Source organism: Enterococcus sp. DIV1083b (assembly GCF_051713705.1).
GTDB lineage: Bacteria > Bacillota > Bacilli > Lactobacillales > Enterococcaceae > Enterococcus_D > Enterococcus_D casseliflavus.
Window position 1 is genome coordinate 2,378,931 of sequence record NZ_JBIOQJ010000001.1, and the last position, 21,931, is coordinate 2,400,861.

A 21,931-nucleotide genomic window follows, 5' to 3' on the forward strand; every position below is an offset into this window, starting at 1 on the left:
AGAATTTAGGGTGTGCCCGCAACCCTTGTTTTTTTTAGATCAAAAGAAAAACAAAAAATATTTTTGAATTTTCTGACAATAATAACCGTTTCTTTTCCCATTCGATCCGCCTGCATGGTGGCAGTTCCTAGTTAGACAAAAGAAAAAACCCTTGATTACTCAAGGGTTTCTACAAGACTCAATTATTTCACTGCGTCTTTAAGAGCTTTACCTGGTTTGAATGCAGGTACTTTGCTAGCAGGGATCTTGATTTCTTCACCAGTTTGTGGGTTGCGTCCTTTGCGTTCTGCACGAGAACGAACTTCAAAGTTACCAAAGCCGATCAATTGAACTTTTTCACCGTTAGCTAAAGCGTCTTGAATTGTTGAGAATACAGCGTCTACTGCTGCAGTTGCGTCTTTCTTAGTTAAGTCAGTAGCTGCTGCAACTTTTTCGATTAATTCTGCTTTATTTGCCATGGATGGTTTCACCTCCTGATATTTTTTTTGATGTCATGCATCAACAAAAATCTTGAGTGGTCCAAGGTTTTTGTCAAATATTGATTACCATCAATATTCTGATATAACGTTATCATAAGAACCTTGTAATATCAAGGATTTTAACGTTTTTAGGGGGTTTTTTTTTGGTTTTTTCCCATTTTTCTAGAAAAGGACAGATTTCTTTGTAAAAAGAAACAAAGTATGATAAAATCTCTATTTTCTTCTGCGAGGAATGATCCGAATCGGCGTTCCTTCAAAAGTGAATGCCTTGCGGATTTGATTTTCTAAGAAACGTGCATAAGAGAAATGCATCAGTTCTTCTTCGTTGACAAAAATAACAAAAGTTGGCGGTTTGACAGCTACTTGCGTCGCATAAAAAATCTTCAAACGTTTGCCTTTGTCTGTTGGGGTTGGGTTGATCGCCACAGCGTCCATAATGACGTCATTCAACAACGCAGATGGAATACGCATGTTTTGATTCATGCTGACTTCTTCAATCAATTGCGGCAGCTTATTCAAGCGCTGTTTCGTCACTGCGGAAACAAAAATGATTGGCGCGTAATCCAAATATTGGAATTCATCTCTGATTTCTTCTTCAAAATCACGCATCGTATTCGTTTCTTTTTTCAATGTATCCCATTTATTGACAACAATAATGATTCCACGGCCTGCTTCATGGGCATAGCCAGCGATCCGTTTGTCTTGCTCGCGAATCCCTTCTTCGGCGTTCAAGACCATCAAGACGACGTCTGAGCGTTCAATGGCCCGCATCGCCCGCATCACACTGTATTTTTCAGTAGACTCGTAGACCTTCCCTTTTTTACGCATCCCTGCCGTATCAATCATGGTAAATTCTTGACCGCTTTCGCTGGTAAAATGGGTATCGATCGCATCACGAGTCGTTCCTTCGATATCAGAAACGATCACTCGCTCTTCCCCAAGAATTGCATTGATCAAAGAGGATTTACCGACATTTGGTCGACCAATCAAACTAAACTTGATGATGGAATCATCTTCTTCTTCTGCTTCATTGGTGAAGTGTTTGACAGCTTCATCAAGGACATCCCCGATCCCTAATCCATGACTTCCTGAGATTGGGTATGGATCGCCTAGACCCAAACCATAAAATTCATAGATGTCGGTACGCATCTCGGGATTATCAACTTTGTTGACGGCTAAAATCACGGGTTTATTGCTTTTGTACAGCAAACGAGCCACAAGCTCATCAGCATCGGTTACTCCTTCACGAGCACTCGTAATAAAAACAATGACATCTGCTTCATCGATGGCGATTTCTGCTTGATGCTTGATTTGATCCATAAACGGCTCATCACTTAAATCGATCCCACCTGTATCGATCACGCTAAACTCACGGCCTAGCCATTCACCAGTGGCATAAATACGATCTCTGGTCACTCCTGGAGTATCCTCAACGATCGAAATTCGTTCTCCAGCTATCCGGTTGAAAATGGTCGATTTCCCCACATTCGGACGTCCAACGATCGCTATTGTTGGATTTGACATTTTTTACCCTCCATTTAAAAAAGCAGTCCTTGTACGCTGCTTCTTGTATTCAATCTTACTTAGTTTACCTAAAGCCATGGAAAGTTGCAAGCTTTCCTGACAAACAAAAAACCAGCTTATAACAAATTCAAACATCGAATCGTTATAAGCTGATGGCATACAATTACTCTTCGTCGCTGTCTTTTAAGGCATCGCCTAAGATATCACCCATAGTAAAACCAGTTGATTCTTCTGGCAATTGATAATCATCCTCTGAAACCTCTTGTGTTTCATTGGTGTTTTCGGCTTTTTCTAATGCTTTGATACTTAATGCGATTCGGTGTTCTGAAGGGTTCACTTCAAGCACTTTCACTTGCACTTCATCACCTTCTTGTAAGACTTCATGTGGTGTCGCAATGTGTTTATGGGAGATTTGTGAAATATGGATCAGCCCTTCAACACCTGGGAAGACTTCCACAAACGCACCGAAGCTTGTCAAGCGTTTAACAGTCCCCGTCAAGACACTGCCAACAGCCGCTTGCTCTTCAATATTGGTCCAAGGTCCAGGCAATGTGTCTTTGATCGAAAGTGACACACGTTCTTTGTCTGCATCAACAGATAAGATACGCACATTGACGGTATCGCCAACAGATAAAACATCACTCGGTTTGCCAACATGTCCATGAGAAATTTCAGAGACATGGACAAGTCCATCGATGCCGCCAAGGTCTACGAAGGCACCAAAGTCGGTCAAACGCGCTACTTTTCCTTCTACTTCTTGTCCTTCATATAAATCAGCTAATAAAGCTTCTTTTTGTTTTGCTTTTTCTGCTTCGACAACTGCTTTATGAGAAAGGATCAAACGGTTTTCTGAAGGCTCGATCTCAACGATTTTGAAGGTCAATGTTTTCCCTTTGTAATCTTCGAAATCCGCAACAAAATGGTCTTCGACCATTGATGCTGGGACAAACCCACGAACACCTACATCAACCACTAACCCGCCCTTAACGACGTTGGTGACTGGTGCTTCAATGATTTTTCCTTCTTGGAAATCTTTTTCGATATCTTCCCAAACTTTTTTCGCGTCTAAGCGACGTTTAGAAAGGAGATAGCTGCCGTTTTCTTTGTCTTTACCAATTGCTGAAATCACAACCAATTCTAAGACATCCCCAACTTTGACTGCTTCGTTGATGTCTTCAACAGGTAAAGTTGATAATTCTTTTGCAGGAACAACGCCTTCAACGCCGGCGCCTTCGATCCCTACGATCGCTTGTTTATCCTCAATGGCCAATACCTCACCTTTAACGATATCTCCAACTTTTACTTCTTGGAAATTGTCTAAAGCGGCTTCCATTGATTCATTTCCACTCTCAACCTGATTATTTTCAAATTCTGTCATCTCTCATGTCCTCCTAACCAACAATTCTGCAATAATTGCACTACATCTTTTAGTTTAAAATAGAATGAAAAAAAAATAAAGCGATTTCTCTTATTTTCCTAAAAAACTACGGTTTTTTCGTTAAAAAAGTCTTTTCACCTCTGTTTTCTTACTCACTTTCATCTTTTGGTTTCGAAAAATAAAAAAACAATGGGGAACACCCATTGTTCACCCATTGTTTTTGTTAATCAATTTTTTCTTTGATGGTTTTTTTGATTGCTTCGACGACTTGCTCGATCGTTAAACCAGACGTATCGATTCGAACCGCATCCTCCGCTTGTTTCAAAGGGGAGACTTCTCTGTGAGAATCCAGATAATCTCTTTGCTGGATCTCTTCTTTCAACGTCCCATAATCGGTTTTGATCCCTTTTTGCTGATTTTCTTTAAAACGGCGCTGTGCGCGTTCTTCCACACTTGCTACCAAAAAAATTTTGACTTCTGCTTGTGGTAAAACCGCCGTACCAATATCGCGGCCATCCATCACGACACCGCCATCTTTAGCGATCATCTGCTGTTGTTGGACGAGTTTTTCGCGGATCGCAGGGTATGCCGACACCTTCGAAACTGCGTTGGTTACTTCTGGCTGACGGATCGCTTCTGTGACTTGCTCTCCTCCCGCAAAGACCTCTTGACCGTGTTCAGTCGGTTCAAAAGTGATGGGGTATTGATCGATCAAAGCAGCGATCGCCGCTTCATCTTCAAGTGAACAGCCCGTTTTTAAAGCTAAATACGTGATGCTTCGATACATGGCACCGGTATCCGTATAAATAAATCCCAGGTCATTCGCGATGATTTTTGCCACTGTGCTTTTCCCAGATGACGCAGGACCATCAATAGCGATGTTGATTTTTTTCATTTTTCTTACTCCTCGTTTCCCAACGATGTGTATTCCTTCATCGTTTCTGCTTATCGTCCACCTTGGCTTCTCTCTTTCAAGAAAAAAAACCGCCAAAGCGGTTTTTTATTTAACTCTTAACGTGTCGCCAGGGTAAAGCATGTAGTTGTTCGGATCAATCCCATTTAATTGATATAGGGTTTCAACTGAGATACCTGTACGAGCTGCCACTTGTTCAGGACCTTCACCTGCTTGCACAGTGGTATACTGTTCATTACCAGCAGCGCCTTGCCCTTGGTTATTTTGGGTAGTATCTTGTCCAGCATTGTTTTGTTCTTGTGCCGGCTCACTGCTTGAAGGTGTTGATGAAGCTGGCGCAGAAAAACTGCTAGAAGAACTTGATTCACTTGTTGACGAACTCGTTTCACTTGTCGATTCCGTAGTGGATGATTCCGTCGTTGATGATTCGGTTGTTGAAGACTCTGTCGTACTTTCTACAGTACTGCTCGAACTTGCTGTGGTTGGGGCATCATTGTTATGGTTCAATACCCAAATACCGGCACCAACCGGAATTGCCACGATCAAGAAAAGCAAAACTAAAACGATCGTCAAAAAGAGTGAATTCCCACGCTTTTGTTTTCTTTGTTGGGATCTTGATGCAGAATCATCGTATTCTGTATCATAGATTGGTTGTTCCCACGGTTCTTGATTTTCTGAATTGTAGTCATTGTCTTTCTTGCTCACTCGTATTCCCTCCTAGTTTCCTTCCGATGTATTATACCATAGGTAAATAAAAACTGTCCTACAAAATACGATTCAATTTATATCTTTAAAAATTTTTATTAAACGTTCCTGCCAATGATGGGCTTCCTTTTTCTCGGGCAGCTGTTCTTCACCCGCTATTTCGATCCCGTCATTGTCGCAACAATAAGGATTCTCCTGGGCTTCCTCTCCGAAATGCGCCAGTAAAAATTGTCGGCGACAACCTGTAAAATGAATATAAGCCAACATTTTCTGTAATTGTTCTTGTTTTTGCTGTTCATTGCGTTTTAATGTTTCCAGCCAAAAGGAAGTTCCCAACTCTTTCATTTTTTGCTGCCACTTTTCTTGCAACGGTGTCAAGGGTTCTTTCCTCTTCTCCTGAACCATTCGTTCTAAAGCAAGGCGTTCTTCTTTGTTTTCTCGCTGAAAGAAGTAATGGATCTGCTCATCATGTTCCTGATAAAGCAAAATCGCATTGCTTTGTTTGCCGTCACGACCAGCTCGCCCGATTTCTTGACTGTAATTCTCTAATGAATCAGGTAGATCATAATGGATCACAAAGCGAATATCTTCCTTATTGATCCCCATCCCAAACGCATTGGTAGCAACGAGTAATTTTAATTTATTCTGAGAAAACTGCTGTTGCAGGGATTTTCTTTGATCACTCGCGAGACCACCATGATAATAGCCTACCAAATAGCGCTGACGCAGTTTGTTATAGACTTCTTCGACTTTGCTTCTTGTCGAACAGTAAATGATCCCTGACCCACCCAAACGGCTGAGATAGTCTGCTAATGCCGCATCTTTGTCTGTCGTTTGCTCTACGAACAAGCCGATATTGCTGCGGTTCATCGAATAACGGTAGACATTGGCGTTCTTTGCTAATAATACTTGCCGTATGTCTGCTTCCACTTGTGCTGTTGCTGTAGCCGTCAAGGCTAACGTAACAGGTGCCTTCAAGCGTTTCTTTACTTCACCAAGCTGCAAGTACTCTGGTCGAAAATCAATGCCCCATTGCGAAACACAATGGGCTTCATCCACCACGAGCATGGCGATCTTAACCTGTTCCAATTGATGCAAAACAGCTTCTTGTACGATCATTTCTGGACTTAAAAACAAAAACTTGTACTTCTGCAAATGCTGCATCACATACTGGCGATCAGCAAGGTCCAATTGACTATTAAACGCAATCGCGTGTTTTTCCCCTTGCTTTTGTAAGCCGTAGACTTGATCTTCCATCAAAGAGACTAACGGCGAGATAATGATCACGATCCCGTCTACTAGGTACCCTGGCAGCTGATAGCACAGACTTTTGCCATTCCCAGTAGGCAGAATCGCTAACGTATCTTGCTGTGCTAAAACACTTTCGATGACTTCTTTTTGTCCTTGGCGGAATGTTTTGAAACCAAAATACTGATTCAGTGCATCTTCTAACATCGAATCCCCCGCTTCTGAGCAATCTGTAACAAACGAATCGTCAAAAAATCAGTCGTAAGAATCGCCTGTAATTCTTGATAGCTATTTTTCCAAGAAGCTTCTGGCAGCTTTTTCAACAACGCTGTATCAAAGCGCTGAAAAGGAAACGTTGGATCAAGCAATGCCCACTCAATCAAATGATCATTAACAGTTCCTCGTTTGATCCTTCTTTTTTCCATAATCTGCTCGACAGAATCGCCTCGCAAAAACAATGCTCGGCTTTCCACCATGCTTTGGTTTAAATTTCTCTTTAGAAAAGGCGACAATCCTCGAAACAGGATCGTCAGGGGCGTTTTTTCGATCAAGGTTAAAAATTGATGGATCGAAGCTCCTACATAAAGAGTGTCCCAAGGCTTACTTTGAACATTTTCTGGTAAAAGCTGAAAAAACGCCTGCCCTAGAATATCTGGACCCGATAAGGTGCCCGCTAAAAAATCTGCCACTTCTGCGGGAAGCTGGTCAAAAATTGCTGATAGCTCTTGATACAGGCACTTTTTGATGTCAGGATCGTGACGGATCAGCTGACGGACAGGTTCTGTATAGAGTGGCGTGTTTTCAACGGGAATATACTGATTGGTCACGCCTTGATACGCAGCTGCTTGAACCAGCAGCCGAACAAAACGCCAAGCCTCCTCCGTCGTTCGTCCATAACGAAAGTAATTCGCATACCGCAACAATCGTTCACCTGGCTGCTGGCTGTTTATAGCGGTCGTTTTGAGCAGCAGACCATCTGAATCTCGACTTAGAGCCCCTCGTTGGATCAAGTCCGCGAGCGTCTGTTGATACGCTTTCTCATTGAACTGGGGCAACGCTTGAAAGAGACCTAAGCGATCATAAAAAAAGGCATAACTCAAGACAGAGCTAGTACGCTTACCAATGAGAATTTGATAAAGTGTCGATGGGCGCAGCTTGTCATTATCAGAAAACAGCGCTAAAATAAAAGAATCCATATTTCCCCTCCAGAAAGGACTAAAAAATGTCACAACGCTGTAAAATTATTCCTGAGCGCTGCATTGCTTGTGGCCTATGTGCGATCTATGCCCCCGAGATCTTCGATTATGATGAAGACGGGATCGTTTTATTTGCCCAAGAACCGAATGCTCGGCAACAGTTTATCATACAAGACCAACAAGAAAAAGTCAAAACTGCTTATCGCAAATGCCCTACCCGTGCGATTATCATGGAAAAATAAAAAAAGCCGACTTGCCATTGACAGACCTTTCATCTGCAACAGCAAGTCGGCTCATTTTTTTATTTTCCTATAGCAGAATGATGAGGCTGCTTACGAGCCAACCATGGCAGCAGTTTGGCGTGAAGTGCTAAAAAGACGGCACTGACGATTGCGCCTTTGACCAAATTGAAAGGTAAGATCCCGATCGCCACATATTGCGGCAAAGACATTCCTAAAAATTGATCGGCTGTGACCCCGAAAAAGCGTAGATAAAGCGGTGTGATCACAAATAGGTTCGCCACACTCATAAAAATCGTTACCGACAAGATACCGCTGATGACACCAACCATTTTGTTTTTGGTGTGGATACCTTTGCGGAAAAAGTAGTACATTGGCAAAGTAAAGGCACATGATGCTAAAAAGCTTGCCGTATCTCCCACCATATCAGCAGGTGAAAAACCAGATAAGAACAAATGCAGGACCGAACGAATGAAGGCAGTCACTACCCCACTCCAAGGACCAAATAAAAACATCATGATCATCACGGGAATATCACTAAAATCGATCTTTAAAAAGCTGAATGCCGGAAAAATTGGAAAAGCGATAAATTGCAAAATTGTTCCCATAGCAGCACACATGGCGATCGTCACCATTTTTCTTGTTTTGTTGTTCATCAGTATAAATCCTCCTAAGTTCAGGATTCCTCTTCAAACGAACCTATTAAATTTCCTCGGCTTTCTTGTCGGCGCCAGACAAAAAATGCCCTCTTTTTTTCCACAGGGAAAAAAGAGGGCATTCGAAATAGCCATAAGCAAATCAAATACGCTCTATCTTCTTTATCCAGACTGTACTGTCGGTATCGGAATTTCACCGATTCAGCTATTTCCGAAGAAATAGGTCGTGGACTATAACCACCGGTCGGGAATTGCACCCTGCCCCTGAAGACGAACCTTTATTCTATTTATTACATGTTCTATTATACACAAAATCTAAAAATTAACAATAGTTACGTTTTCAGATACTTTTCAACTATTTTGCACTGTTTTTCAGCTGGCTGACTTCTTTCTTCGACAACTCTCGGTATTCCCCTGGACGAAGACCTTTTAAATCTAACGGACCATAGTTTTCCCGTTTTAGTTTTTGCACAGGCAAACCAACTGCTTTTAGCATGTTTTTGACTTGATGATTGCGACCTTCGTGGATCGTCAATTGCACAATACTAGATTGTGCCGTTTGGTCTGTCGATAAGATTTCAAAGCGAGCAGGCGCGGTCTTACGCCCTTCGATCCGAATTCCTTTTGTCAATGGGAGCAGTTGCTTTTTATCCGCAATGCCTTTGACCTTGGCAACATACACTTTTTCGACTTCGTGTTTTGGATGCATCAGTGTCTGTGATAATTCCCCATCATTTGTCAGTAGCAGCAAACCGGAGGTATCATAGTCCAAGCGGCCGACTGGATACACCCGTTCAGGGACTTCAGCAAAATAATCCAAAACGACTTTGCGCTTTTTATCATCCGTTACAGCTGAGATCACACCACGAGGTTTGTAGAATAGATAATAGACGTGTTGTTCTTGTTCGATTGGTACACCATCGACTTCAACAACATCTTTTGAGCTAACTTGGACCCCTAATTCTTTGATCACTTGCCCGTTGACACGCACTCGGCCTTCAGTTATCAATCCTTCAGCTTTTCTTCTTGAGGTGATGCCAGCATGGGCAATCACTTTTTGCAAACGTTCCATCTTCATTCTCCTTCTGTTTCTGCTTGTTTGTAGCGGTCGTAAAAAAGATCAAACGGTGCATCTTCTTCAAGTTCATCTTCCATGGATTGGATATCGGGTAATTCAGCCAAACTTTTTAAGCCAAAATAATCCATAAAGTATTCCGTCGTACCATATAGGATCGCTCGTCCTGGTCCGTCAACGCGGCCTTTTTCTTCAATCAGTCGTTTTGCCACCAATTTTTGAACCGATCCGCTAGATTGGACGCCGCGGATCTCTTCTACTTCCATCCGAGTGATCGGCTGCTTGTAAGCAATGATCGACAACGTTTCTAAAGCGGCCTGAGACAACGAGCTGCCCATCGGTGATTCAGCATATTTCTTCAATAAAGGGGCAAATTGTTTCTTGGTGGTCAAAATGAAATGATTGCCCACTTCAAGAATATGCAACGCAGTATGTTCATTTTCTTCATATTGCTGATTTAGTTCCTGCAAATGCTGATAGACACTGGCAGTATTGCTTTTGACTAAGTAACTCAATTCTTCAAGTCCGATCCCCTCATCACCGACGACGAATAAGATCGCTTCTAATTCACTATATTTACTCATCTTCTTTACCTGTTGGATAGAGCAGAATCGACGCATAATTGTCTGTTTGCTCTACTCGAATCGTTCCTTTTTTCATTAATTCTAATAGTGCCATAAAAGTTACCACAACTTCTGTTTTATTGTAGGTCGTAAAAAACGAATCAAAGCTGCGGCCTTTTTTGGCACTGACATGTTGCATCTCCAGCTGAATCGCCGCCATCTTTTCATCGATGGTGCTTTCATCAGGAGAAATTTTGGTTTCTAGTACTTGGCGATTTTTCTTTTTCTCGATCATTTTTTGAAAAGCCAAAAAGAGATCGATCGTATTGAATTGATTGGCTCTTAACTGATCTTCTTCCTCTTTGTATTCATCGACATCCATCGGATCTTTCGTATAATACAAACTTCGCTCTTCCGCTTTTTCGGAAAGCTGCTCGGCTGCATACTTAAATTTGCGGTATTCTAGCAGCTGTGCCACCAGCATATCCCGTGGATCTTCTTCGTACTCTTCCACTTCAGCAATCAGCTCTTGTTTCGGTAACAGCATCTGGCTTTTGATCGCCATCAGAGTTGCCGCCATGACTAAATATTCACCAGCGACTTCTAATTCTAAAATTTTCATGGCATGGATATACTGCATGTATTGTTCGGTGATGGTTGCAACTGGAATGTCATAAACATCGATTTCCAGTTTTTTGATCAAATGAAGCAGCAAATCCAACGGTCCTTCAAAGACAGCTAATTTTATTTTGATTTCTTCCATTCCATCCTCGATTTCTAGGCGCGCGGAAAGTGCTGCTTGTACACTTCCGTCATCCGTTTCTTCGTTATATGCGTGTAAATCTGAGTGGTCGAGATATCTGCGTGTCCTAACAGCTCTTGAACCGTTCGCAGATCTGCGCCGTTTTCTAATAGATGAGTCGCAAAACTATGGCGCAACGTATGGGGAGTCACATTTTTGGTGATCCCAGCTTGTCGAACCAAGGCTTTTAAATTTTTCCAGATTCCTTGACGAGACAGCTGCGTGCCATGGTTGTTTACAAACAGGTGGCTTTCATCCGGTGTTTTTCTCGTCAAATACGGACGTGCATCGCTGAGATACGTTTCGATCCATTGAATCGCTAAATCCCCTAATGGGACGATCCGTTCTTTGTCGCCTTTCCCGGTTGTTTGCAACAAGCCCATACTTAAATGCAAATCATTCAATTTCAAACCGATCAACTCGCTGACGCGCAAACCTGTCGCATACATCACTTCCAAAATCGCTCGATCGCGAATGCCCAACACCGCTCGAGTATCTGGTGTTTCGATCAAGCGCTCCACTTCCTGCAAACTCAAAGTGTCAGGTAGCTTCTGCTGTTTTTTCGGCGAATCAATATGCTGCATCGGATCATGATCTGTCAACCGTTCTTGACGCAAATATTGATGGAATCTTCGCAAACTGGAAACCATCCGAATCACGGTTGCCGAGGATTTTCCCGCCTCTTGCAAACTTTGCAAAAAAGACAAAACGATCACTCGGTCAATCTGTTGCCACTGCGTCACTTGTTTTTTTTGTAAAAACGCAAGATACTGTTGCAGATCCCGCTGGTAGCTGGCACGGGTATTTTGGGATAGCCCGCGCTCAATGGTCAAATAATGAAGATAATCAATAATTTGTTCGTTCATGGGGCTTCCTCTACTTTCAGCTTTTTTATCATATCAAATTCTGGCTCGTTTAGATAGTAGCTTGCCAACAAAAAAGAGGCATTTACCCGTATCTTTTTCCCAAGGAAACACCCGAATCATAGCAGATTTTTTGGTTTCTTTCAAATCGGAAAAAAGGACACTCTTCCTATTGAAACCATCTGACTATCATTCGGGTGATAACAAAATCTTTTCAAATTGCCCAGCTACAGACACTAGGCTTTGTTTTGGCATTTTTGGCAGACACCATGAAATGTCAACCGATGATCCTTTACTAAAAAATGGTACTTTTGTTCGACGATCTCTTCGACACTGCCCAACAGATCCTCTTCAACCTCTTCAATATTGCCGCATTCCAAACACAACAAATGATGATGGAAATGTTTGGCGCCTTCTTTACGTAGGTCATAACGAGCGACACCGTCATTAAAGCTGACTTTATCGACGATTTTCAAATCCGTCAAAATCTCCAATGTTCGATAGACGGTTGCTAAGCCAATCTCAGAATTTTTTTTGCGCACAAAGAAGAAAATCTCTTCGGCGGATAAATGATCTTTCTCATTTTCTAATAAGACCAACAACGTCGCTTCTCGCTGAGGAGTTAATTTGAACCCCGACTCGTGCAATTGTTTCTTGGTCTTTTTTAACGCTGCTGTTGTGTTCATAGTTGCCTCCGTATGCCGCTAATTTATAACGATTCTAATTTGAGTGAGAATCACTCAAGACAAACATTGTAATCATTATAAATTAGAACAGCAAAAGAAACAAGTATTCTCAATTAGGTTTTTTAACAAGAATCGTAAAGCCATCTTTTTGCTCAATCAAACGCTGTTTCATCAAGGTTCCTAACGCCCGTTTAAATTGGCCTTTACTAATACCAAACGTTTGTAAAATCTCTTCTGGTGCTGATTTATCGGTAAAAGGAATTTTATTTTCTGGTGCTCGTTCTAAAAAGGTTAGGACCATGGCGGCATCATTTGAAATCGCCTCGTGAGCTCTTGGTTTCAACGAAAGGTTCAAGACCCCATCTGGACGAACCCCAATCACTCGTCCTTTGACAACTTCCCCAAGACGCGGCTCTTGATAGCGCTCTGATGGGTGGACGAAGCCAATATAAAAATCATCCGTCAATAAGTAGGTTCCCGCTAGTTTTAAGCGATACACGGTACCTGTAACATCTTGATTCTTCATCTGTTCCGTACCATTTTTACTCAGTGCCTTGAAGATTTTCTCATCTGCTAACGAAGCCCATATACGCTCTTTGTCATCGACGCGCAAGCTGACCATCAAACGGTCGCCTTTTTTGGGCCAAAGTTCCCGCATTGTTGGCAATTCATCTAATGAAACCACCATATCCTTGTCTTTTAAACCGATATCGACGAAAACGCCTAAGTCGCGACGGCTTCCTGTGACTGTACCAAAGGCATAATGCCCTTTGCGGCTTTTCGGAATATTCGTAGTGAGCACATTTTCTTGCTTTTGGTTTTGATAGCCAAACCCTTCGACGGCTTCACCTAAATGATGTTCGCCTTCTTCCTTGGCTAGTCGGAAGGTAACCCCGCCTTTTTGAACAAAATAATTCTGTTCATTTTCATCAATGATCAATCCGCTAAATACGGATGCTAATAAGTCTTTCATCTATTCTCTCCTTCTTCATAAAAACTGCCCGTTGCTAGAAAAAGAAACGCAGCAGTGCCATAGCAATAACGCCTGTGATAACGATCTTCATCAAATCTTTTGTATAATACCCCACCAACAATGCTGGGATACAGGCAACAGTTTCTTTGACTTTCAAGATGGGAAATTGCCCTTCTCGAAAGATCAGCAAATTTTGAACCAACAATGCCGCCAAAATACACAACGGCAAGTAACTCAAAAAGATGGTGAAAGGTTTTGGAAATACGAGCTTTTTAGAAAATAAAAAAGGAACGATCCGCGGAATCCAAGTAACCAACCCACATGCTAGCATTAGTATAACAAAATTAGTCATGATGTGTCACCGTCCCAACCAAACATCCTGCCAAGGTCGCAGCAATTACCGCGATCTCAGCAGTAGAAAAACGCATAAATAAAATCAATGTCCCCACAACTGCCCCGAGTACGAAGAGCGTTTGCTGGGTTTTCTTCTTGAGGGGTCGCTCTACTTGAAATAAAAAAAGACCAACAAACATGGCTACCAAGGCAAAATCTAAGCCTAACGCTTCTGGATCTGGAATAAACGAGCCTAATAGTCCGCCCAAAAAGGTTGCGAAGATCCAACTCAAATACGCCATCACGTTCAACCCATGGGTCCATTTCGCTGTGACTGGTTTGTCTTGTTGCAGTGCCGTCGTCAAAACGCCATAGGACTCATCAGTCAAAAGCGTCCCAATCCCAATAGCAGAAAGCAACGGAGTCTTTTTAAAATAGGAAGCCACTGATAAGCTCATTAAGAAATGTCGTAAATTCACTAAAAAGACAGTTGCGACGATCGTCATGAAAGGTGCTTGAATCGCGAGTAATGCACAAATAATAAATTGAGCACTGCCTGCATAGACAATAATAGACATTAAAATAATTTCAAGAATCGACAACCCAACACCTTTTCCTACGACCCCCATCGCAAAACCAATCCCTAAGTACCCAAGAATCGTTGGTACACAAGCAATGACCCCATCTTCAAAGCGATCATATCTTTCTATTTTCTGCACAAAAACCCCTCCCTATTTGAACGATTATCTTTCATCATATCGAAAACAGGGAGGGGAAACAAGTGTTTTTCACATGTGCATGTAATAACTCTGAAAGTTTTCTAGTGACTCATGAGACTTAGCGAACGGTGTGATCGTTCCCATTGCCTCTGAAATAGCCAGTTTTGGCGTTTACCGTAAATAAGTATAGCGGGAACGCTGAATCATCCGTTCCTTTAAGCAAGCTGCCTTGGGCATTTGTCGCATAAAAATTGTAATAGCCTTCGCCGTTGACGATCCGCACGCGTTCAAAAGTATAACCACCATCAACCACGTAACCACGGGCAATCGCTGTGGCAATGATTTTTTCTTGGACACCATCTGCCCACACCCAAGCGCTATTGTTTACATCATTCAAATCACTTTGACGGGCTGGAATAATTGGCTGATTATTGGTATTTGTTGGCGTATTTGGCGAAAGCACATACTCTTCTTCAGACGTGCTTTGTGCAGGCGTCGCAGTGCTTGTAGAACCGCCGCTTGAAGCGGAAGCGTTGTTCTCAGAAGCCGCCGCTTGTGCTGCTTCTTGGGCCGCTTGTTGTTGTGCCGCTGCTTGTTGGGTAGCTGTTTCACGCTTCGTCAAGGCAGTATCGACTTTACGTAGTTCCGTCGTAAGACTTTCAACCAGTGAATCGATCGGCAAAGCTTGGACTTTTTTCATCAAGGCATTGTAGTTCTCGCGGGTGACACTTGCAGGTGCTTCACCATCACCACTTAAAGCCACCATGCTCTTCACCGCATTTTGAACTTCCTCGATCGCACTGAACTCTTTTTGTCCCATGTCGATGGCTTGATTGATCAACTCATCAAAGGCATCCCCGTTCTCACGCTTCGCCATTGTGACGGCAGCCGCTTCTTTCAATGAGACTTCTTCCAATTGATCTTCCACAACGGCAGGACTGCTAAAATAGCTGTTGATCTCGGTCAAAGTTGCTAGTTTGTCAGCGATCGTCGCAGCTTCTTGTGACAAGGCATCGTACCGTTCATGGTCTTGAAACTCTGCCAACTGATTCGTCACAGCCGTCAGCTGTTCTGATGTTTTGTCGTTTTTAATGAACACTCGTTCATCATTTGTGTAAAAATCATTCAGCTCATTTTCAATTTGATCGAGTGTACGGTTTTCTTGCGCCAGTTGCGTTTCTCGGGCAGTTTCTTGTTGCTGCTGTTGATAGTAATACGCCCAACCGCCACCAGCTGCCACTAATAAACAAGCCGCTGTAATATAGAGTGCTTTGCGAGGACGCTTCTTTTTTTCGCTAGGCGTCGACGTTTTTTCTTCAGTAGTCGCCTTTTTCGGTGCTTCATCCGCTGCGGTGATCGGCTCAGGAATTGGATCGATCACTGGTTCTGGCTGCTTCTTCGCTTCTTTAATGACTGGATCCGTCACTGGTTCATCTTCGCTTATCAGTAGAGGTTCCTCACTGGCTTGTTCCTGACTTTCTTCTTCAGTAGCAGACAAATCATCAGCGTCGGCTTCTGCTTCTAGAGCAGCGGCTTTTTCTTCTTCATCAAGTTTGTGTTGGCGGATATAAGCAGCCAAAATATCAGCGTCATGCTGTTCCTCCGTACTTAATGCATCGGTTTCACTTGCTTCCTCACTGGCTGATGTCGTTTGCTCTTGCGTTGCGCTAGAGCTTTCTACTTCCGTTTTTTCCTCAGCTTCTTTCTTAGAGGCTGATGTGGGGGTTACGTGTTGCTCATCGGAAAGAGTCCCTTGCTGCGCGAGGTCGATCGTTTCTTCATTTGAGGATGGCCGATCACCTAAGTGCTCCTCCATTTTTCCGATTGGGACGTTTTTAAAGTCTGACCAGCGAATATCATCATTTTTATTCTGGGGCTCTTCTGGCGTAACGGAAGAGTCAGATGTTGGTTCCAGTTCATTCTCCTTTGCCTGGTTCCATTGGAACCCGCAATTGGGACAAACGGGTGTTTCTTCTATTGCTTGAAATCCACATTCAGGACATGTCTTCTTCATTGATTCAAACTGACTCCTTTTGTTTTTTGCATTTCCTTTTATGAAGCAGTCGCCTCTTTCATCAGACGCTTGCTGTACCTACTGCTTCTTTTTTTAGACCAGCAAATAATGGGTCTTTTTTGACACTTCGTTGTTTGTTACGTTTTGATGCAGATGCACAAAATTAAATTTATCACATTCTTGGCAATTAGCCAACACTTGCTTGGTTACGTTTTTATTAAGTTCTTTACCAATCTTGTGTCGAGAGGACAGAATCTTAATAAAAAAGACTTTCCAAAGGGTTCCTTTGGAAAGTCGATAAACCTTGATTATTCTAAGAAATCTTTCAATTGTTTTGAACGAGATGGATGGCGTAGTTTCCGTAATGCTTTTGCTTCGATCTGACGAATCCGTTCTCTCGTTACCCCAAAGACTTTGCCGACTTCTTCTAATGTCCGAGTACGACCATCATCGATTCCGAAACGCAAGCGCAGCACGTTTTCTTCACGGTCAGTCAACGTATCCAGTACATCTTCTAGCTGCTCTTTCAACAGCTCATAAGCCGCATGCTCTGCTGGACTTGTGGCATCTTGGTCTTCAATAAAATCACCTAGATGAGAATCGTCTTCTTCACCGATCGGTGTTTCTAATGAAACAGGTTCTTGAGCGATCTTCAAGATTTCACGAACTTTTTCCGTCGGCAGATCCATTTCTGCGCCGATTTCTTCTGGTGTCGGTTCGCGCCCTAAGTCTTGCAGCAATTGCCGTTGAATACGGATCAATTTGTTGATGGTTTCCACCATATGCACAGGAATACGAATGGTTCGCGCTTGGTCAGCGATCGCACGGGTGATCGCTTGACGGATCCACCAGGTCGCATACGTCGAAAATTTGAACCCTTTGCGGTAGTCGAATTTCTCAACGGCTTTCATCAAGCCCATGTTTCCTTCTTGGATCAAATCAAGGAATTGCATTCCTCGACCCACATAACGTTTGGCAATACTAACGACCAAACGTAGGTTGGCTTCTGCCAAACGCTGTTTTGCCTCTTGATCGCCTTCTTCGATTTTCAGTGCGAGCGCCACTTCTTCTTCTGCGGTCAATAACGGCACACGACCGATTTCTTTCAAGTACATCCGAACGGGGTCATTGATTTTCACACCAGTTGGTGCAGACAGATCTTCTTGAGGTTGTGTTTCTTGTCGTTTTTCATTGCTCTTTAGACTATGGACTGAAGGCTCTCCATTTTCATCCACGACACTGATGCCTGAATCCTCCAGTTTTTGAATTAATTTGTCCATTGCATCAGCATCCAAAGTATACGGCGTTGCTAAACGATTCGTAATGTCATCGTAAACAACTTGCCCCTTTGTTTTGTTTTCTCGGATGTATTCGGCAACTGCTTTGTCATACGTTTTTTTTGTTTCTTCTGCCATGAAAGAAAGCCCCTTTCAGTTCGCTATTTAGCTTGTTTCAACCGTTTGGTCAAATCAATGATTTCGATCGCAAGTTCAAGTTCTAATTGCTGGTTTCCTTTTTGTCTTGCTTCTTGCTGCTGGATTCGTTTTTGATTGATTTCTTCAGCAATGCCCGACTTTTGAAATACCTGCAGAATGTCCTGAAATTCTTGTTCAGTCCCTTCCTCAGAAGCTTTAAGATCTGCAATATCGATCACCATTTTTTTCATTGAATCTTCTTTTAAAAAATCTAAGAACTTTGCTAAAACAAAGTGTTCTTCTGTTTCCATATACGCATCAAACAGCAGATAAAGCTGTTGGTAACGATCATGGATAAAGGATATGCCACTCGCTCGAAAGCGATGGTTTAACGTACTGTCATGAAACAAACGGTACAATAATAATTCTTGTGCTTTTTCTACCTGTGTTTTGGGCTGCTGCCGCGTTGGCGGCGTAAAGACCATAGGATTATTGGTTGTTGGCGCTGGCGGCGGTGCATCTTGCCGCGGCTGCTGCTCTTGCCGGTTTTGCTTGAGCTGCTGCTGCAAGGTCTCACGGCTCAAATTGAACTCTGTGGACAACTGAGTCAAATAACGGTCTTGCTCCAGCAAAGAATCCACCCGCTGTAATTCCTTTAAAACGACTTGGACATAATCTAGCTGCTCTTTCTCATTGGCCAAATTTCGATTTGCTCGATGGTAATCCATTTTGAAAGCAAAGACGGTTTCTTTCCCATGTACAGCTAATTTATAAAAAGCTTCTGTCCCATATTTGCGCAAATAGTCATCTGGGTCCATCCGTTCCGGCACTCGAACCACAGATAATTTCAAGCGGCTATTGTTTTGCAAAAGATCGATCCCACGGTTCGTGGCTTCAACCCCTGCACTATCTCCATCGTAACAAAGAATCACTTCTTGTGCCACTCGCTCGATGTGAGCGATCTGCTGATTGGTCAGGCTGGTCCCCATCGAGGCGATCCCATTTTCGATCCCTGCTTGCCAAGCGGCGATCACGTCCATAAATCCTTCAAATAAATACACTTGACCATCTTTACGCATCGCTCGTCGCGCTTTGTCAAAGTTGAAAAGAACCTCGCGTTTATTGAAAAGAATCGTTTCAGGACTATTTAAATATTTTGGTTGGTCTTGATCACCGACTTTTTCGCTTGCTAACCACCGACCAGAAAAACCAATCGTTTTCCCCTGAGGATTGCGGATCGGAAACATGATTCTCTGGTAAAAGCGATCCGCCAGTGAGCCATCGTTGCGCTGAACAAAGAGTCCTGTATCAGGAAAAAACTCTGCTTTGGCTTTTTCATTCAAAAAAACTTTCTCCAAAAACGAGCGTTCATTCGGTGCAAAGCCAATATTGAACTCTTCGATCAGTGCCATCGTCAATCCACGATCTAATAAATAATCAAGCGCTTCTTGTCCAGCAGCTGTATTCACCAACATGTGATGATAGACTTCGGCGGCTTTTTCATGTAACGCAATCAATTGACTCGTTTGTGAGGTCGCTTCATTGATGCCTTCAGACTGCTGATATTGCGGATCAAGAGGAATATCGTTCATTTCTGCTACTTTGACGACTGCTTCTGGAAAACTGATGCCTTCAAGCTCCTGTAAGAAACCATACACATTTCCACCACGACCACAACCAAAGCAATGAAAAATTTGTTTGTCCTCTGCAACGGAAAAAGAAGGTGATTTTTCATTATGGAACGGACACAAACCAAAATAATTTTTTCCAGACTTCTTTAACTGGACATACTGTCCCACGATATCGACGATATTGCTACGTTCGCGAATGTCGTCAATGACCGTTTGAGGAATTCGTGCCATCCACTCACCTCCATTTGGTAAGTATTCATCGGTTTACTAGGTAAAAAAACGCACTAATAGATATCAGTGCGAAGAATAATTAGACAGAATCACTCATAATGATTTTACCATATTTTGTTTGTATTTCAAGCTTTTTTGTTTCAGTTATTTTACAACGCTTATGAAAAGAAACGCGCCGTAACATTGATCTTCCATTGATTCATTTTTATTAAATCAGCGTAGAATAAATTGCCGCCGTTATGATACAGGTGACCACCATTATAAAAAACGGATTGGATGCCCCAGTAACGATAGGTTTGTTCCGTATCATTGCCTAACAATGGAGATAAAACCTCTCTGGAATATGTTTCTGCTAACTCTAAGGTGTTCACTCCCCCTCGGGCAGCGACATAATCAATATAATCTGTACCAAAATTATATGCCTGTACGGCGGTCCAAAGATCACAGTTCATTTGCTCGGCTTTTTCAATCAACTCTGCTAAATAGGAAACACCTTGTTCGATGCTTTGTTCTGGCGTATCGAACTGATTTTGTTTTCCATAAACACTTTCAGAACTTTGCATCGGGTCGTTGCCTTGTCCTTTTGACTCCGTCAGCATGATGCTCATGGCTAATGACTGATATTCAGAGATGTCATGGGCTTGCGTCTGTTGCGCGATTGCTTCTTCATACGCATAGACAGCTTTCAATGCCGTGTAGTTTCGATAGACCCAAACCCCTGCCCCGATCAGCAGCAACACGAGGGCCAGCTTCAGTATAAATCCTAGGAAACGTCGAATTTTTCTCATCAAATACATCCCATCTTTTCTAAGTCAGAATCTATCGTACTATGAAATGAACGGGCTGACTAGAATTTTTTCTCTCCTAAAAAATCCTTAATAAAATCACAAGATTATTTAGAAAAAAACAAGCAATCCTAAGCTGACTGAGGGATTGGCGATCTTTTGACAAGAAAAAGGAAACAGCGCTTCTTCAAAAGGAAGCACTGTTTCACTCATCATTATTTTTCGATCGTGGTGACAATACCAGAACCGACTGTTCGTCCACCTTCACGAATCGAGAAGGTCGTTCCATTTTCTACAGCGATCGGATGGATCAATTCCACATCGATCGTTACGTTGTCACCAGGCATCACCATTTCCGTTCCTTCTGGTAAAACGATATTCCCAGTTACGTCCGTTGTACGGAAGTAAAATTGTGGGCGATAGTTATTAAAGAATGGGGTATGGCGACCGCCTTCTTCTTTTGTCAACACATAGACTTCCGCTTGAAATTTCGTATGCGGTGTGATAGAACCTGGTTTTGCTAACACTTGGCCACGTTCAATTTCATCACGGGTGATGCCCCGTAACAATACCCCTACGTTATCGCCAGCTTCTCCGAAGTCCATCGTTTTGCGGAACATTTCTACCCCTGTCACGACTGCTTTTTGTGTTTCAGGTTTGATTCCGACGATTTCTACTTCATCCCCGACTTTTACCATGCCGCGATCGATCCGACCAGAAGCAACGGTCCCCCGTCCTGTGATCGAAAAGACATCTTCGATCGGTAACAACAATGGTTTGTCAGTATCACGTTCTGGCGTTGGGATATATTCATCTACTGTATCCATCAGCGTTAAGATCGCTGCTTCAGCATCTGGGTCCCCTTCCAAGGCTTTTAACGCAGAGCCCTTGATCACAGGAATGTCGTCGCCAGGAAAATCATATTCAGTCAGCAATTCTCTGACTTCCATTTCAACTAAATCGATCAACTCGTCATCATCGACAAGGTCCGTCTTATTCAAAAAGACGATCAAATGTTTCACACCCACTTGACGAGAAAGCAAAATATGCTCCCGTGTTTGTGGCATTGGGCCATCTGTCGCTGATACGACCAAGATTGCACCGTCCATTTGAGCAGCCCCTGTAATCATATTTTTCACATAATCCGCGTGTCCCGGTGCATCGATATGGGCATAGTGCCGTTTTTCCGTTTCATATTCCACATGAGCAGTATTGATTGTGATACCACGTTCGCGTTCCTCAGGAGCCGCGTCGATACTTGCGTAATCTTGCGGATTGGCAAGCCCTTTTTTCCCAAGAACTGTGGTAATTGCAGCAGTCAAGGTGGTTTTCCCATGGTCGACGTGTCCAATCGTTCCGATGTTGACATGGGGTTTGCTACGATCATAATGTTGTTTTGCCATATTGTTTCCCTCCTAGAGAAAGTTGAGTCGTTGGTTGACTCGAATCATATTTTTGCGATTTACGCTTCCAAAGAGATAAGGATTAACTTATTTTTTGTAA

General features: G+C 42.8%; 22 protein-coding genes and 1 riboswitch. Of the genes, 1 reads left to right on the top strand and 21 read right to left on the bottom strand.

Annotation, left to right across the window (positions count from 1 at the left end):
• Nucleotides 1-182: 182 nt before the first annotated feature.
• From IGI69_RS10990 to IGI69_RS11020, 7 genes are all read right to left on the bottom strand, one after another.
• Entirely contained in the window at nt 183-458 is a 276-nt protein-coding gene (locus tag IGI69_RS10990; RefSeq protein WP_003126821.1) for an HU family DNA-binding protein, read from the bottom strand.
• Between the two features lie 234 nt (nt 459-692).
• Nucleotides 693-2,003, bottom strand: a complete 1,311-nt coding sequence (der, locus tag IGI69_RS10995) for a ribosome biogenesis GTPase Der (RefSeq protein ID WP_005231911.1) — start codon at nt 2,001-2,003, stop codon at nt 693-695.
• Nucleotides 2,004-2,166: 163 nt separating this feature from the next.
• Entirely contained in the window at nt 2,167-3,381 is a 1,215-nt protein-coding gene (gene rpsA, locus IGI69_RS11000; RefSeq protein WP_005229333.1) for a 30S ribosomal protein S1, read from the bottom strand.
• Between the two features lie 223 nt (nt 3,382-3,604).
• Entirely contained in the window at nt 3,605-4,276 is a 672-nt protein-coding gene (gene cmk, locus IGI69_RS11005) for a (d)CMP kinase (protein ID WP_438740827.1), read from the bottom strand.
• 105 nt (nt 4,277-4,381) lie between these two features.
• Nucleotides 4,382-4,999 (bottom strand): LysM peptidoglycan-binding domain-containing protein, encoded by a 618-nt coding sequence (locus tag IGI69_RS11010; RefSeq protein ID WP_010749235.1) that lies wholly within the window; start codon nt 4,997-4,999, stop codon nt 4,382-4,384.
• A 72-nt stretch (nt 5,000-5,071) separates the two neighbouring features.
• The gene (locus tag IGI69_RS11015) at nt 5,072-6,454 is read right to left on the bottom strand and encodes a RecQ family ATP-dependent DNA helicase (protein WP_142968323.1); all 1,383 of its coding nucleotides are present in this window, start codon (nt 6,452-6,454) and stop codon (nt 5,072-5,074) included.
• Nucleotides 6,448-7,443 carry a helix-turn-helix domain-containing protein gene (locus IGI69_RS11020; RefSeq protein WP_438740829.1) on the bottom strand — a complete coding sequence of 332 codons (996 nt, stop codon included), beginning with the start codon at nt 7,441-7,443 and terminating at the stop codon, nt 6,448-6,450. Before IGI69_RS11020 ends, IGI69_RS11015 begins: the two co-directional genes overlap by 7 nt.
• Before the next feature lie 26 nt (nt 7,444-7,469).
• Between IGI69_RS11020 and IGI69_RS11025 the strand changes: the two genes are divergently transcribed.
• Nucleotides 7,470-7,685: a ferredoxin gene (locus tag IGI69_RS11025; RefSeq protein ID WP_438740831.1), complete on the top strand. Its 216-nt coding sequence runs from the start codon at nt 7,470-7,472 to the stop codon at nt 7,683-7,685.
• 59 nt (nt 7,686-7,744) lie between these two features.
• On the opposite strand, the gene IGI69_RS11030 is transcribed toward IGI69_RS11025, so the two are convergent.
• From IGI69_RS11030 to tuf, 14 genes are all read right to left on the bottom strand, one after another.
• Nucleotides 7,745-8,338 carry an ECF transporter S component gene (locus tag IGI69_RS11030; protein ID WP_016613081.1) on the bottom strand — a complete coding sequence of 198 codons (594 nt, stop codon included), beginning with the start codon at nt 8,336-8,338 and terminating at the stop codon, nt 7,745-7,747.
• A 151-nt stretch (nt 8,339-8,489) separates the two neighbouring features.
• A riboswitch (FMN riboswitch) is annotated at nt 8,490-8,614 on the bottom strand.
• Between the two features lie 79 nt (nt 8,615-8,693).
• On the bottom strand, nt 8,694-9,410 hold the full coding sequence (locus IGI69_RS11035) for a pseudouridine synthase (protein WP_221692970.1): 717 nt from the start codon (nt 9,408-9,410) through the stop codon (nt 8,694-8,696).
• 2 nt (nt 9,411-9,412) lie between these two features.
• Entirely contained in the window at nt 9,413-9,997 is a 585-nt protein-coding gene (gene scpB, locus IGI69_RS11040) for an SMC-Scp complex subunit ScpB (RefSeq protein WP_005229316.1), read from the bottom strand.
• Entirely contained in the window at nt 9,990-10,739 is a 750-nt protein-coding gene (locus tag IGI69_RS11045; protein WP_005229314.1) for a segregation/condensation protein A, read from the bottom strand. The genes scpB and IGI69_RS11045 overlap by 8 nt, the downstream gene beginning before the upstream one ends.
• Before the next feature lie 14 nt (nt 10,740-10,753).
• Nucleotides 10,754-11,644 carry a site-specific tyrosine recombinase XerD gene (gene xerD, locus IGI69_RS11050; protein WP_015510075.1) on the bottom strand — a complete coding sequence of 297 codons (891 nt, stop codon included), beginning with the start codon at nt 11,642-11,644 and terminating at the stop codon, nt 10,754-10,756.
• 233 nt (nt 11,645-11,877) lie between these two features.
• Nucleotides 11,878-12,327 carry a ferric iron uptake transcriptional regulator gene (gene fur, locus IGI69_RS11055; protein ID WP_010749227.1) on the bottom strand — a complete coding sequence of 150 codons (450 nt, stop codon included), beginning with the start codon at nt 12,325-12,327 and terminating at the stop codon, nt 11,878-11,880.
• A gap of 109 nt (nt 12,328-12,436) precedes the next feature.
• Nucleotides 12,437-13,300: a CvfB family protein gene (locus IGI69_RS11060; protein ID WP_015510077.1), complete on the bottom strand. Its 864-nt coding sequence runs from the start codon at nt 13,298-13,300 to the stop codon at nt 12,437-12,439.
• A 34-nt stretch (nt 13,301-13,334) separates the two neighbouring features.
• Nucleotides 13,335-13,652 carry an AzlD domain-containing protein gene (locus IGI69_RS11065; RefSeq protein WP_010749225.1) on the bottom strand — a complete coding sequence of 106 codons (318 nt, stop codon included), beginning with the start codon at nt 13,650-13,652 and terminating at the stop codon, nt 13,335-13,337.
• Nucleotides 13,645-14,352: an AzlC family ABC transporter permease gene (locus IGI69_RS11070; RefSeq protein WP_231435155.1), complete on the bottom strand. Its 708-nt coding sequence runs from the start codon at nt 14,350-14,352 to the stop codon at nt 13,645-13,647. The genes IGI69_RS11065 and IGI69_RS11070 overlap by 8 nt, the downstream gene beginning before the upstream one ends.
• 118 nt (nt 14,353-14,470) lie before the next feature.
• Nucleotides 14,471-16,366, bottom strand: a complete 1,896-nt coding sequence (locus IGI69_RS11075; RefSeq protein WP_438740836.1) for a cell division site-positioning protein MapZ family protein — start codon at nt 16,364-16,366, stop codon at nt 14,471-14,473.
• 308 nt (nt 16,367-16,674) lie between these two features.
• Nucleotides 16,675-17,781 (bottom strand): RNA polymerase sigma factor RpoD, encoded by a 1,107-nt coding sequence (gene rpoD, locus IGI69_RS11080; protein ID WP_005229298.1) that lies wholly within the window; start codon nt 17,779-17,781, stop codon nt 16,675-16,677.
• A 23-nt stretch (nt 17,782-17,804) separates the two neighbouring features.
• Nucleotides 17,805-19,643: a DNA primase gene (dnaG, locus tag IGI69_RS11085; RefSeq protein ID WP_015510081.1), complete on the bottom strand. Its 1,839-nt coding sequence runs from the start codon at nt 19,641-19,643 to the stop codon at nt 17,805-17,807.
• Nucleotides 19,644-19,801: 158 nt separating this feature from the next.
• Nucleotides 19,802-20,431: a lysozyme family protein gene (locus IGI69_RS11090; protein WP_005229291.1), complete on the bottom strand. Its 630-nt coding sequence runs from the start codon at nt 20,429-20,431 to the stop codon at nt 19,802-19,804.
• 212 nt (nt 20,432-20,643) lie between these two features.
• Nucleotides 20,644-21,831 (bottom strand): elongation factor Tu, encoded by a 1,188-nt coding sequence (tuf, locus tag IGI69_RS11095; RefSeq protein ID WP_005229289.1) that lies wholly within the window; start codon nt 21,829-21,831, stop codon nt 20,644-20,646.
• Nucleotides 21,832-21,931: the final 100 nt, after the last annotated feature.